Here is a 13,834-nt window from a genome sequence, read left to right on the forward strand (position 1 = left end):
TGATGTGTTTAAGTTGCTTGTATAAGTTTCTGGTAGTAATTATCATAAAGTTCTTTGTAGCTGTCGCGTCTTTTAGCAACATCCCGGATGATGAACAGCCTCAGGTGTAACTCCTGGATATCATCGATGAATTCAATTTGTAAAGACTTTTGCTGAGGAGAGCTGGGCAGGACGCTACATTTGGTAATGCTCCTGTAGAAAAAGGCCATAGCAGGATTTTCTGATACACAATGTAAACCGATTCGGGCATGGGTTTCCGGTAGAGAAATCTGATCCATAAAATATTGGATATAGGTTTCCGGGCTACAATTGTGTGTTTCGCACATAATGGCAAAGTCCATACTCAGCGGGAGTATGGTATCCCCGTATAATTGTATTTTTCCTGCTGCGGTGACATTAGGCTCCATCAGGCGAAAAATCTTTTTTACGATTGGAATGCATAATTTTCTTCTTTTGTTTTCTACAATTCCCGGTCTGACGCTCATCTGAATGATTTCTCTGATGTATTTGATAACGGCTTCCCTGTTTTTGCGGAATGCAGGACTCATTCCTTCGATATTGGGATGGACATAACGCAGCAAAGTGTTCGTTGCAAGGCGATAGCAGTCGTCGGACTTATGACTTAAGGAGTCGTAAAAGGAGATGTGGTCTATAAATAACTGCAATACTTCCGGTATTGCCAGGTGATAGGTAGCGCAGGCGATTTTAAAGCTCAGCGGGATGGCCAATACTTCCGGGTTTTCATTTTTCATGTATATGGTGTTAAGGTTATTCAAATACTTTTTCATACATACAGCCGTAGTCGTTTGACCTGATCCGTTTAAGTTTAGGGAAGTCCTTTTTCTTTGTCAGTTCCAATAATGCGGCCTGTACATGTCTGGGACTGATTCCATCGTTGCCTACAGCACTGCGACAGCGTTGATAAATCACGAGTGGAATCTGAGGACTAAAGAAGAGGCGGCTTTCAAAAAGAACGTTCAATATGGCCTTTGCTTCTGCCAGGCTTTCGGCATCAGCAAGCTCATATGTGGCGTAAGCGAGGTTTTCTTCCTGAAGCTGGAAGATCAGCTCCTCGGAATTATCGGGTGCTATACGGAGCATTTTTAGTTGGATTTGCGATGGTTCAGTTTTTTTTATTAAACAATAATCTGAGCTCTGCTTTTGAATTTCCTGCCCGGGAAGGAATGTTTTCAGGGAGCGCTCCTCCATCGCATTTTTGAATAGATGGATCTCCTCTAAAGAGAAGCCTATGTTTTTTAAATCTTCCTTTTTTTTGATTAAATCGGAGTTGTAGCCCATTAAAAAGGACGTCTCGCTACTGGAGTATCCTTTTGAAATCCTTTTGATCATAAAACGGTAAAGTATGGCCACATTAAAGGAAGACATGTGGGCGCGGAAAATGATGGTGTTTTCTTCTTTCATAATTTTGAGGTTAGCGCTTAGGTTTGTATGTATAATCTATACAAAAGTAAAGATTATACATCTATTTAACCAATTGTTGTATGGATTATCTTTGCCATTTATATATTTATCTATATTAATGTTAAAAAAATCTATACTTTTCTATGACTAGAATAACTAAGCTGGGATATTATTTGGGGAAGCGTTCGGTAAATAAGGCTCAGGTGGCCAGAAGAACGGGCTTAACGCGGGCGAGGATGAATGAGCTGACCTTAACGGAAACGGCAAAGCTCAGAGCAGAAGAACTCTATTTGATTGCACTGGCGATTAATGTCAATCCGGGCGAGATGTTGATGGATATGTATCAGGATCTGAAGCTGATAGAGGAAAGTTAAGATCAGCATGCGCAAGAAATCGGCTTTTATTACCATTATCTACATTGCTCTGGGGGCGATGTGGTTAAACCTTGGAAGTAACTGGATCGAAAAACTGGATAAAGATACTCCGGGAGAAGATATGAGCTTTTTATACGATTATAAAAACATTATTTTTATGGTCGTTTCCGGTATCATCCTGTTTCTGCTGATCGAAATATACCGGAGAAATCTCTCTAGTATTGAAAAAAACTATAAACAACTTTTTGAAGGGTCCATCGCCGCAATTTATGTGGTAGACAGGCTGAATTACCAGCTTTTGGATGTTAACGAGATCATGGTCAGGAAATATGGCTATAGCAGAAAAGAACTTTTAGGTATGACCGTACTGGACCTCCGGCCGTATGAAGAGCGCGCCAAACTGGACGATTATCTGGGCGCTGAACATACAGAAGGTAGGGCAACAGGTGTCTGGCTGCATCAAAAGAAAAACGGGGATCTTTTTCATATGCTCATCTCACACCACAGAACGGTCTATCAGGGAAAACCTGCCTATACAGTAATCGCCATTGATATCGAAAAACATGTTAAAGCAGAAGAGCGGATCAAAGAGCTGCTGGATGTATATGAGACGGTGACCAGCGTTACGAATGATGTGATCTGGGAGTATTGTCCACATACAGACGAATTGCGCTGGATGAATGGCTTTACCGAGATATTTGGGTATGGTCCCGATCGCCGGGAGAATACCCGGGAATGGATTCTGAGTAAAATCCATCCGGAAGACAGGGAGCGGGTGGAGCAGAGTATGGAAACATCTCTGGCAGAACTCAGCAATTCCTGGCGTTGTGAGTATCAGCTGCAATGTGCAGATGGCACTTATAAGTATGTTTCCAATCAGGCGTTTATTTTATTGGACAAAGAGGGGCAGGCAGAAAAAATGGTTGGTGCATTAAGAGACATCACGATACGCAAAAATTATGAACAACGCCTGTTACGAAAAAACCAGATGCTTAAAGATATCGCCTGGAACAATTCGCATGAGCTACGGAGGCCGGTGAGCAATATTGTGGGTATCCTCGATTTGCTGAAAGCAGATGCTCAACGCAATCAGACCGACCTTTCCTTACTGGAAATGCTGGAACGTTCGGCAGTAGAACTGGATGAGATCATCACCAAAATAAATAGATCTACGAAGAATGTTGACTTGAAAAACTAATCTTATTTTTTGTGTTAACCGGATTTTCGTAACAATTACACTCCCTTTTGTGATCTATGGCAAAATTGTTGCTAGGACTAAGTTGAAGTTCCATTTAAAAACAATTGAAAATGATCAAAAGAATACATGTACTTGAAGACGATGAAGATATCCGATATATAATTGGTGTTTTATTGAAAGATGAGGGATATGAATTACAGCTTTCCTCTACTTTTACTGAGCTAAAAGAGAAATTGAAAGATTCTGTGCCTGATTTATTCATTTTAGATGTCATGTTACCTGATGGGGATGGTGCGGAAATCTGTAAAGACCTGAAAACAGATCTTTTTACCAAACATATTCCAATCATCGTGATGTCTGCAAATGATCAGAATAAAGAATTAAGTATTACTGCCGGTGCTGATGACTACATCAGCAAACCATTCGATATTGACTATATTGTTAAAAGAATCAAAAAACTGCTGGAGAGATAACCTGCATTCCGGACGATGATCAATCCGGATGATGATAAAAACAAAGCCATCCCTGCAATCAGGGATGGCTTTGTTTTTATCCCGTATTTTTTACAAATGGGTATAAATAGAAACAGGGATGACCTTGGGAAGGTATCCCTGTTAATTGTTGGTTGGCCCACCACAGACCAACCTAAACCAAACAAACTATGACTATAACGGACTTCATTATAGGAAAGTTTCCATTAATTGAAATTAAACATTATTATGACAATTGAGGCCCTGTATTTCGTAATAAAACCTATTTGTCATTTGATGATCTTCTTTTAGCTCATACTGATAATATAAATCAAGATGTGTAATTAAACAGCTTGAGGCTGGATCAGGAAGCCCGGGGTCCCTCTGATAACAAATTCTATCCCCGATATTTAAGAAGGGCTTGAATTGATTTTTAATGTGTTTGACTACTACTTCTGAGATTTCGTATTCCATAATTAAAGGTATCATGAAAAAATTAATTCTTCTCTTTTCTGTTTTGTTATGACCTTAGTTTTTTTAGCTTTAAGAATAATATTCGAAAGGGGGAATTTTGGAAGATGCAATTAAAGGGATCGTACCACATGTATTGAGCTTTGCGATCAATGAGTTTTGTAAAAATGGCTTTCTTCTCGCCCATGAAAAGGAGCTTTCAGACCTGAAAGGTTTAGTTGACGCAGATTCTAATTCTGATTATGATTACGAACTGCTGAGAACAATGGATGATGAGGTAGTGAAATTATTGCTGGCTTCTGTAGACAAAGCACTCCAATGTTTAAGCACCTATTTTCTCATCAATAACCTGGATGAGATAGCGGTTTTTGAAAATGAAGAATACAACCTGCTGGCCTCAGATAATTATTATTGTTACCTTATGGACTGGGGGAGTCAGACCTATACAGATCTGGTCGATAGTTTACCCACCGTTTACCTTTCTATGGCACAGATGCTCTACCATACGAGCTGTCAGCTGGAATTGATGGTGATTGATGTTCCGGACGAGACTTATGATGAGTTTCAGGACCGTTATTATGAGATCCTGGATGGAAAGGTACATCCTGAAGATAAAAATGTTGCATTACTTTATAACCTGATGGTTGACCTGAATGAAGACCTCCTGGAAATCAGCAGGCTGTCTTAATGCATTAAGCCGGGTTTCATTTTAAAGCGATATTATTATATTTGGCAAGTAAAATACCTAAAGACAATGTCAGATCAGAAAAAAGAAATATTCGATGGCGTAGCTCAACGCTTAAAAATTGAAGGATTTAATGTCGTTAATCGTGATGAAACCCGCCCTTGGGGAGGTTTTTTTGTGATTGATGAAGACCAGGCGCAGCAGTTTGCCAATGTTTATTTTGATGGCTTAAATGTTGATGAACTAAAGATATCAGGTAAACTGAGCCCTAAAATATTAATCGTAGCGCCTAATACACGTCTTTCATGGCAATACCATCACCGTCGCGCAGAAATATGGAGAGTGGTGAATGGAACAGTAGGCGTAAGCACCAGCGATACTGATGATCAGGGTGAGGTACAACAGCTTGCACCAGCACAGACGATCAAGTTAAAACAAGGTGAAAGACACCGTTTGATTGGCCTGGATGATTGGGGTATCGTTTCTGAGATCTGGCAACATACAGATCCGGCAAATCCTTCTGATGAAAGCGATATCGTAAGGGTACAAGACGACTTCGGCAGATAAATCAACAGATCCTAAGATATAATCCCGTATTGGTAAAACTTTTACGGGATTTTTTTTGCTATTTTTACAGCCCAAACATCCGTATAAATTAATACCCGTACGTATACAAATAAATATGATCATTTTAGTTTTCTTTCTTTTACACTGGTTTCTGTCTCTGTTCTCTCAAACTTTCTTTTTACACCGGTATGCATCCCATAAGATGTTCAAAATGAATGGCTTTTGGGAGAAATTCTTCTATGCCATCACCTTCCTGTCTCAGGGCTCATCGTTCTTAAATCCAAGGGCTTATGCCATTTTACACCGGATGCACCATGCGTTTAGTGATACAGAAAAAGACCCGCACTCTCCTCATTTTGTGAAAGATGTATGGGGAATGATGATCAAAACAAAAAATATCTACCTCAATTACTCAAAATATAACGTAGAACCCGAAGAACAATTCAGAGATAAATATCCCTCATGGCCAATCATCGACAAAATCGGTGATTCCTGGATCACGAGAATCGTATTCATCACTTTCTATGTCTGGTTTTATGCCACCTTCGCTACAGCATGGTGGATGTTCTTATTGTTGCCAATCCATTTCTTAATGGGACCTATTCATGGTGCAATTGTAAACTGGTGCGGACATAAATACGGGTATTCAAATCACGACAATGATGACCATAGCAAAAACTCATTGCCGCTGGACTTCCTGATGCTGGGAGAATTGTTTCAGAACAACCACCACAAAAAGCCAAATAACCCGAACTTTGCCTCCAGATGGTTTGAGTTTGATCCAACATATCCGATCATGAAGGTGATGCACTGGCTTCATATCATCCGGATAAGGAAAGTTTAAAAGCCCTGGAAATAAGGTATTGGTCTTTATTTATTTAAAAAGAATACCTGATGGAAAAAGTAGCGATCATAGGAGCCGGCATCGCAGGAATGAGCTGCGGCCATTTCCTGCATGAAAAGTACGACCTGACCCTCTATGAGGAACAGGATCATATTGGTGGATGTACCCCACTCGTCACCCTGAAAGATGCTGAAAACCCGGTTTCTATAACAGCAGGGAGCCTGGTTATTCACCCTCAGACCGATCCTCAGCTCTACGCTCTTTTTGAGGCAATCAAGGTTCCCTTGAAAAAGACCGACCTGTCATTTAGTGTACAATACCTTCCTGAACAACTCGAATACCGTGGCCCCGGATTAAACCATCTGTTCGCACAGCGTAGTAACCTGTTTAAGCCCTCCTTTTTAAAATTGTTAAAGGAAGTCGGCAGGTTTAATAAAAGTAGTACAGAAGTGCTGAATCAGCCGGAATTTCAAAACTGTTCCATCGCCAGTTATCTCAAGGAATTTGGATATACCGGGGATTTCATCCTGAAATACCTGATTCCCCTAAGTTCCGGATTATGGACGGCACCAAAAGCACAAATTCTTGACTTCCCGATCGTAACACTGCTCAGACATTTTAACAGTTATGGCTTTGCAGGTCAGGCCAGCGGATATCAGGGATTCACTCCGGACGACAAAAACCAACCCTGGCAGGAAGTATTAACTCGCCCTTTTAAAGATAAAATTCTGCTGAATAAAAAAGTGGGTAAAGTAGAACGCCTTGAAGATGGTAAAGTAAAAGTACTGGCTACAGATGGTACAAAAGGACTGTTTGATCGCGTGATTATGGCTTGCCCCGCTGATGAAGCCTATAAAATTGTAAAACATAAGACTAAAGACGAAGAACGGCTGCTGTCTGTGTTCAGGTATGAGTCGGGGAAAAATGTCATACATACGGATGCTGCAATTATGCCGAAGACAAAGCTGGCATGGGCAAGCTGGAATTACCGTATGGAGCAAAAGGGAGAGGATGCCCGGGCGGCTGCAACCTACTGGATAAACAACATCCCAGGATTGCCGGAAACTTCCTTAAAGCAAGACTATTTCGTTTCTAATGCTGCTGCGGCAATTGATGAGAAGAAGATGATCAGGGAAATTGAAAACAGACAACCGGTTTTTGATCTGATGGCAATGCAGGCGCAGACGGAATTACATCTGCTCAATCAGACAGGGCCTGTTTATTATTGTGGAGGGTATTTTAATAACGAAAAAGAAAAAACTGCATCACTCTTCGGCGGCTGAAATCTTTTGCCTGAAGGGGCAAAATTTTCTAGGCCTTCTCTGAGGAAACAGTTTTTTTTCTGGGAGGAGAACCCACCGTTTAATGGAAATGAAAAAACTGCATCACTCTTCGGCGGCTGAAATCTTTTGCCTGAAGGGGCAAAATTTTCTAGGCCTTCTCTGAGGAAACAGTTTTTTCTTTGGGAGCAGAACCCACCGTAAGCAGCAGGTTCTTTTTCCAGGTTTATTTCTCTTTGTTTTATTCTTTAATTCTTTTTTATCGTTTATTCAACGGGGGTAAGGTACTGAGTGAAAGAGTAGCCTTGCTCTCCCTGATCGGTTTTGATTAACCACCATTGGTCGTTTTCTTTTCCTACTAAGGTTACTACTTCGTGTCTGGCAGCTTTACCAACGATGTCATCATTGGTGCTTGGACCTTTACGGATGTTAAGGTTGGAGCTATTGGTAGTTACTTTTAGCTTTGTGCCTTCTACTACGCCGGCTACACTGTTGATGTTCATCACCACGTCGCCAGAAGCATAATTAGGGTCAAGACGCTCGTAAGTATCCCAAAGTTGTTGTTTTACAGCACCACTTGAAGCACCGTCGATGTACAAAACACCTTCCTGTTCACGTACGTTCAGGTCGTTTACGCCTGCAGCAGTTGCAGCGTCTATCAATTCTTTATATTTTTCTTGTAAAGCCATTTTTATGTTCCTCCTGAATTATTTAATTACCAATTGATTGTCAACCTTTTTAGGTTTTAATGCGTTTAAGACCATCATCAGTTTTTGAAGATTGGCTTTTTGGATCTCTCCTTTTAGGGTAACCACACCATCAGCAACGGTTGCTGCAACAGTAGGGAAATCTTTTGTTGCATCTTTTACAGCAATAGCTAATGGGCTATCAGCAGCAATTTCAACATTAGTAACAGCAATAGTCAGGTTGTTAACCACAGAAGCTACTCCAGGAACTGCCGCAGCAGCTTTACCTAACTCTTCTTTGGTCGCTTCATCAGGAACCTGTCCGGAAAGTGTTGCTACACCTTTTTCAACAGTTACACCCGAAGCTGTAAGTTTTGGATTTGCCTGGATTGCAGTTTCAACAGCAGTTTTCAGGTCTGCATCTTTTGGTTTGTTTTTGCATCCGGTAACTGTAGCTCCCATAAAGGCTACAACCATTACAAGAGCCATCATTTTGCTCATTAAGTTTTTCATTTTTGATAGTTTTTGTTTTTAACTATATACAAGATATAGAAAATACTTAACGTCTGGTGTTAAAAAAAGTTTAACAAAAATGTTTTTTTTATGATCTTTTTATGAACAAACTTCTAAAGACATACTCAAGGGACTTTTTTATAGAATCTGATCAATTAGCTGAGAGGCCAGAAAGCAGAAACAACCAGATATAGAGAGGAAGTAGAGCCTGTGTTTTTGTTTAAGTGGTACTCTGATTTGAGCCGATTGCTAATCCTGAATATAATCCAGGTCTTCAGGTATTGAAAATAGATTTAAATTCTTTAAATTCTTTAAATTCAATCAATTAAACCAATTTATAAGTTTTCTTTTGAATGATTATTCGACCAGGAATGTGATCCTGGAACGTGCCTAAGGAAGTTTGCTTTGTTAAACTTCATAAAAGGTCTCTGATTTGTTTTCCCATCATAAAACCTCCCTAATGGAATTACTTTAAATGAATTTTCATGTTGATTGTCAGATTTGGCATGCCCTAATAAACCTGTATAATCAATCTGCTCTTTAAATTCTACTCTTAACAAACCTGCTCAATAGACTTGGCCTTAACAAGGTTGCTCATAAAATCTGCTCTTAACAAACCGGCCTAGTAGATTTACCCTTAACAAGGTTGCTCTTAAAATTCTGCTCTTAACAAACCTGCTTAATAGATTTACCTTAACAAGGTTGCTCTTAAAATTCTGCTCTTAACAAACCGGCCTAATAGATTTGCCCTTAACAAGGTTGCTCTTAAAATTCTGCTCTTAACAAACCGGCCTAATAGATTTGCCCTTAACAAGGTTGCTCTTAAAAATCTGCTCTTAACAAACCTGCTTAATAGATTGATTCTTTAACAATCCTGCTCCAAACAAATACTCCAAACCGGTCTGCTCCCAGTTTGGTCAGCCCTTTCAGGAAATGCAGTATTAATAAAAAAATCAAGTATGCTAAGAGAAGATCTAGAAAATTTTGCCCTTTTTCAGGGCAAAAGATTTCAATCTTCGATTAGTATGCTTGATTTTTAGATTGGAACAAAATTCCGCCCCTTTTATTTTTTAGAACTCCACCTGCGACTTCCGCTACTTGGCGTTCTCTTAGCACCGCTCAGATTAGGTTCACGTTGACCACCACCTTGTCCATTCCCTGCAGGTTTCCCATTTCCTCTGCTACCTTGTCCGCGGGAGTTTCCACCCTGACCTTTACCTTTTGGTTTTTCAGTAGCAGCGGTCATCAGGCTTTGCCAGCTCATCGCATACGGATGATCTTCTGTTACCGGGATCTTCAAAGCAATCAGTTTCTCAATATCTTTAAGGAAATCTTTTTCTTCAGCATCGCAGAAAGAAAGTGCTGTTCCGCTTAATCCCGCACGACCTGTACGACCAATCCTGTGTACATAAGTCTCAGGAATATTCGGCAATTCATAATTGATCACATGGGCAAGCTCATCTACATCAATTCCACGTGCAGCAATATCCGTAGCGACGAGGATCCTTGTTGCTTTGGCTTTGAAATTTGTCAATGCTCTTTGTCTCGCGTTTTGCGATTTATTTCCGTGGATGGCTTCGGCTTTGATTCCTACTTTGATCAGGTCTTTCACGATGCGGTCTGCACCATGTTTGGTCCTGGTAAATACCAATGCTGTTTCTATTGTTTTATCCTGTAAGATGTGGATCAATAAGTTTTTCTTATCGTTCTTGCTTACATAATACATCTCTTGTTTAATTTTCTCTGCTGTTGAAGATACGGGTGTAACTTCCACTTTCAAAGGATTTGTAAGGATGGTATCTGCAAGTTTTTGAATTTCCTGAGGCATGGTTGCCGAGAAAAACAAGGTTTGTCTTTTTACAGGTAGTTTAGCGATAACCTTTTTAACATCATGGATGAATCCCATGTCCAGCATTCTGTCGGCCTCATCCAGAACAAACAGTTCGATGTCGCGGAGGTTGATAAAACCCTGGTTCATCAAATCTAATAGTCTGCCGGGGGTGGCTACAAGGATGTCTACACCACGGTGAAGGGCATCAGTTTGTGCTTTCTGTCCTACACCACCGAAGATCACCAGGTGACGGATCGGAAGGTTTTTACCATATGCTTTAAAGCTCTCTTCGATCTGGATGGCCAGTTCGCGCGTTGGCGTCAGCACCAATGCTTTGATGGCTTTATGAACTTTAGTATTGATATGCGGCTTACTCAGCAATTGAAGCATTGGGATGGCAAAGGCAGCAGTTTTACCTGTACCGGTTTGCGCACATCCTAATAAGTCTCTGCCTTGAAGTATGGTTGGGATAGATTGTTCTTGTATGGGGGTAGGTTGTGTATAACCTTCTGTTTGCAGCGCTTTTAAAATGGGCTCAATCAGGTTTAATTCTTCGAATAACAATGTGTTTGTCTTTTAATGTATAAAAATGAAACGAAAGAGTATCGTTCCGGTCAAAGGTACGTATTACTTTTGGCTTTTGTGTGTTCCTTTGTTTTATAGTTAAGTGTCTGTTAATTAGTGGGTTTGTTTTCTTTGAAACGGCTAAAAAATAATAGGGCAAGGACACACAGGACAAAGCCTACTACTCCGTTCAGCCTGAGGCCATAATCGTGACCGGGATCCTTACCATAAACGGTGAGCATGGCAAAAATAGCGATACCCATGGTTTGTCCGAGTTTGACAAACAGGTACTTTACGGCAAAAAACATTCCTTCATGATTTTCTCCCGTTTCCAGGGTATCCTGCTGTGCGATATCGGCAAGGATGGCATTCGGTAAGATCCCCAGGGAGGCCAGGGGAAAGGAAGCACAGATCACCAGGATGTACATTTGCATGGTAGAAGAGAAGGGCAGTTTACCCAGAAAAAAGATGGCGACAAATATCAGGCTGAGCAAGACAAAGGCGACCAGTACCAATGGCTTTTTTCCGAATCTTTTAGAGCCGTAATTGATAAAAGGGTAGAAGAGCAGGGAGAGGATTACCATAATTCCCATAAACTTTCCGCCATCAGAATCAGGAAGGCCGAGCAGCACCGTTACAAAGAAAAGCAGGCCACTGGAAATGATGCTCAGGGCGATGTAATACGTGAAATCTGAAATCAGGTAATATTTGAAATTTGAATTTCTAAAGGTGTTTTTAATGGCAGGAAGCAAGGCAATATGTGTTGGCTTGGCTGCCGAATATTCTCTTTCATCAATGGAGACAATCGGCAGGATCATCACCAGGCCGGAGAAGATGCTCAATCCCCAGATGGTGTATTGTAAAGCCTGTGCACGGTCGGTCACATGGAAAAAGTGCTGGATAAAATCTGCGTAGTTATTGCAAAGTGCACCCAGAATCATTCCGAACACAAAGCCCACCTGTTGATAGGTGGATAGCCTGACTTTCTGGTCGGCACTATGGGTAAGTTCTGCCAGTAAAGCATTGTAAGGGATGATATAGGTGGTTACGGAAATGAAAAACCCTGCAAGTACAAAGGTGAGCCACCAGGCATTGGTTACGCTTTCGCCCTTTACCAATGGGTAAAAAACGAGGGAGCAGAAGATCACTGCCGGGACAATCGCGTATTTCATGATCGGGATCCGTCTGCCTTTAGGGTTCTGACTGCCATCACTGAGCGAAGCAATAAAGGGATCGTAAATCGCATCAAATAACCTTCCGGAAGCTGCAATTAAGGAGAGGATATTAAAAGCCCCGAATACCAATAGCTGGGGTACCAGCGGACTCAGTCCGGAATTATTGGGCGGCAGGTAAAAGTAAGGGAGCATGACAATGATGATATTGGTCATGATGCTCCATCCCATCATTCCGGCAGCATAAGCGATTTCTTTTTTTATAGGTAACTGTTTTATCGGCATGATCAATTGAGGAATTCGGTATACATATTTCTGTTATCAGTTGGTATCATTTGGTGTGGCAGGTTTAGAGTTAAAGAAGCGGTTGATGAAATAGATGAGGATAAATCCGCCAAATATCAACAGGCCATTTCTTCCGGCTTCCGGGTCATTTGCATATATACTGATGCCTACAAAAGAGTAAGCCGCAATAAATATTAAAGGAAGTAAGGGATAGAGTGTCATGCTGTAGATCGTCTTTTTGTCCAGATGTGCAGTCCGCTTTCTGAGGAAGAAGATGGTTGCTGCGGAAGTGGCCATTCCGATGCAATCCAGAAATATGGTATAGTTGAGGATTTTATCGAAGGTCTGGGCATAAAATAAAGTGAAGACCGAAGTAATGGCAAAGACCGTCAGACTCACAAACATCACCTCATTGTTTTTCGTTTTTTTGGTGAAAACTTTAGGAAGTGCACCCTCTTCCCCCATGGCAAACATCGCCCTGGGATTGCTCAGCAGGTTCACATTGACATAACCCAACACCGAGAAATAGATCAGGCAGGAGAGAATCGTGAACCCTGCAGGGCCAAATAGTTTTCCGGCAAGGATGGCAGCGATGCTTTCTGCTGTTTTCAGCTGCTCGAAACCAATGACTTTCACATAGGCATAATTGATCGCCATGTATAAGACAATGATGATGGCCAGTCCGGTCATGATTGCCCGGGGAATTACCCTGTTGGCCTCTTTGGTTTCCCCACCAAAATTGATGGCCTGCTGGTAACCTCCAAACGTAAAAGATACGGCGATCAGGCAGATGCCCAGCGCTTTTCCATAATCCGTCCAGCTGGGCGCAATTCCTGTAGTGGTCTTAAACGCCGGAAGGCTGCTGCTGATGTTTTCTGCTCCCGGACCTACAAAGACAGCGCAGATCAGGATCAGCACCATTCCTATTTTGACCATGGAAAGTACGTTCTGTGTTTTTGAACTTACTTTCAGACCCATGAGGTTCAGTACGTAAAATAAAGCGATGGTGATGGCGGCAATGACGATTCTGGAGAATTCGGTCTGTAGCTCTGCAGGCAGGATAATTTTACTGAAATATTCTGATCCGATAAGGGATACTCCTGCCACAGAAGCGGCATTGGAAACGACAATGATACAGTTGATGGCAAAGGCAATAGAAGGGTGGTAAAAAGCAGAGAAAATCTTGTAATAACCACCCGTTACCGGAAATCTGGAGCCGATTTCTGCATACGTCAGCGCTCCGCATAAAGCCACCAGGCCGCCTATGATCCAGGCAGAAAAGAACAATTCCGGAACCTGTGCCCCGGCAGCTACGTTTACCGGAGTCCGGAATATGCCCATCCCGATGACCAGGCTCACCACAATCATAGATAAGTCGAAGAGGGAGAGCTGTTTCTTGGTAGGCATGGTGTGGTCTGTTTTATTCTTTGAAGATACAGGAAAATGTGTATTTGTTGAAACTTTGTGGTTGA

General features: G+C 41.4%; 14 protein-coding genes. 7 read left to right on the forward strand and 7 right to left on the reverse strand.

Annotation, left to right across the window (positions count from 1 at the left end; translation table 11 throughout):
• Nucleotides 1-8: 8 nt before the first annotated feature.
• Nucleotides 9-752, reverse strand: coding sequence for a hypothetical protein (locus tag BUC20_RS07845; protein ID WP_143166743.1), 744 nt, complete (start codon nt 750-752; stop codon nt 9-11).
• A 16-nt stretch (nt 753-768) separates the two neighbouring features.
• Complete coding sequence (locus tag BUC20_RS07850; protein ID WP_073229777.1) at nt 769-1,422, reverse strand: hypothetical protein; 654 nt, start codon at nt 1,420-1,422, stop codon at nt 769-771.
• A 143-nt stretch (nt 1,423-1,565) separates the two neighbouring features.
• Between BUC20_RS07850 and BUC20_RS07855 the strand changes: the two genes are divergently transcribed.
• The 7 genes from BUC20_RS07855 (at nt 1,566) to BUC20_RS07890 (ending at nt 7,314) form a co-directional block, all read left to right on the forward strand.
• Nucleotides 1,566-1,796 carry a helix-turn-helix domain-containing protein gene (locus tag BUC20_RS07855; protein WP_234994480.1) on the forward strand — a complete coding sequence of 77 codons (231 nt, stop codon included), beginning with the start codon at nt 1,566-1,568 and terminating at the stop codon, nt 1,794-1,796.
• 7 nt (nt 1,797-1,803) lie between these two features.
• The gene (locus BUC20_RS07860) at nt 1,804-2,994 is read left to right on the forward strand and encodes a PAS domain-containing sensor histidine kinase (protein WP_084528681.1); all 1,191 of its coding nucleotides are present in this window, start codon (nt 1,804-1,806) and stop codon (nt 2,992-2,994) included.
• 110 nt (nt 2,995-3,104) lie between these two features.
• Nucleotides 3,105-3,467: a response regulator transcription factor gene (locus BUC20_RS07865; RefSeq protein WP_073229781.1), complete on the forward strand. Its 363-nt coding sequence runs from the start codon at nt 3,105-3,107 to the stop codon at nt 3,465-3,467.
• Between the two features lie 568 nt (nt 3,468-4,035).
• Nucleotides 4,036-4,623 carry a hypothetical protein gene (locus BUC20_RS07875; RefSeq protein WP_073229784.1) on the forward strand — a complete coding sequence of 196 codons (588 nt, stop codon included), beginning with the start codon at nt 4,036-4,038 and terminating at the stop codon, nt 4,621-4,623.
• A 66-nt stretch (nt 4,624-4,689) separates the two neighbouring features.
• The gene (locus tag BUC20_RS07880) at nt 4,690-5,187 is read left to right on the forward strand and encodes a cupin domain-containing protein (RefSeq protein ID WP_073229786.1); all 498 of its coding nucleotides are present in this window, start codon (nt 4,690-4,692) and stop codon (nt 5,185-5,187) included.
• 115 nt (nt 5,188-5,302) lie between these two features.
• On the forward strand, nt 5,303-6,031 hold the full coding sequence (locus BUC20_RS07885; protein ID WP_073229788.1) for an acyl-CoA desaturase: 729 nt from the start codon (nt 5,303-5,305) through the stop codon (nt 6,029-6,031).
• Between the two features lie 50 nt (nt 6,032-6,081).
• Nucleotides 6,082-7,314 (forward strand): NAD(P)/FAD-dependent oxidoreductase, encoded by a 1,233-nt coding sequence (locus BUC20_RS07890; RefSeq protein WP_073229790.1) that lies wholly within the window; start codon nt 6,082-6,084, stop codon nt 7,312-7,314.
• A 263-nt stretch (nt 7,315-7,577) separates the two neighbouring features.
• On the opposite strand, the gene BUC20_RS07895 is transcribed toward BUC20_RS07890, so the two are convergent.
• The 5 genes from BUC20_RS07895 to BUC20_RS07920 all read right to left on the reverse strand — a co-directional run bounded on the left by BUC20_RS07895 (nt 7,578) and on the right by BUC20_RS07920 (nt 13,769).
• Nucleotides 7,578-8,000: an SH3 domain-containing protein gene (locus tag BUC20_RS07895; RefSeq protein WP_073229792.1), complete on the reverse strand. Its 423-nt coding sequence runs from the start codon at nt 7,998-8,000 to the stop codon at nt 7,578-7,580.
• Between the two features lie 18 nt (nt 8,001-8,018).
• On the reverse strand, nt 8,019-8,510 hold the full coding sequence (locus BUC20_RS07900) for a BON domain-containing protein (RefSeq protein ID WP_084528683.1): 492 nt from the start codon (nt 8,508-8,510) through the stop codon (nt 8,019-8,021).
• 1,063 nt (nt 8,511-9,573) lie between these two features.
• Nucleotides 9,574-10,905, reverse strand: coding sequence for a DEAD/DEAH box helicase (locus BUC20_RS07910; RefSeq protein WP_073229795.1), 1,332 nt, complete (start codon nt 10,903-10,905; stop codon nt 9,574-9,576).
• A gap of 110 nt (nt 10,906-11,015) precedes the next feature.
• Entirely contained in the window at nt 11,016-12,362 is a 1,347-nt protein-coding gene (locus BUC20_RS07915) for an MFS transporter (RefSeq protein WP_073229797.1), read from the reverse strand.
• Between the two features lie 36 nt (nt 12,363-12,398).
• A complete protein-coding gene (locus tag BUC20_RS07920) occupies nt 12,399-13,769 on the reverse strand; it encodes an APC family permease (protein WP_073229799.1) in 1,371 nt (456 codons plus the stop codon).
• Between the last annotated feature and the right edge of the window lie 65 nt (nt 13,770-13,834).

Origin of the sequence: Pedobacter caeni (assembly GCF_900129215.1) — a bacterium.
In the GTDB taxonomy this organism is placed as follows: Bacteria; Bacteroidota; Bacteroidia; order Sphingobacteriales; family Sphingobacteriaceae; genus Pedobacter; species Pedobacter caeni.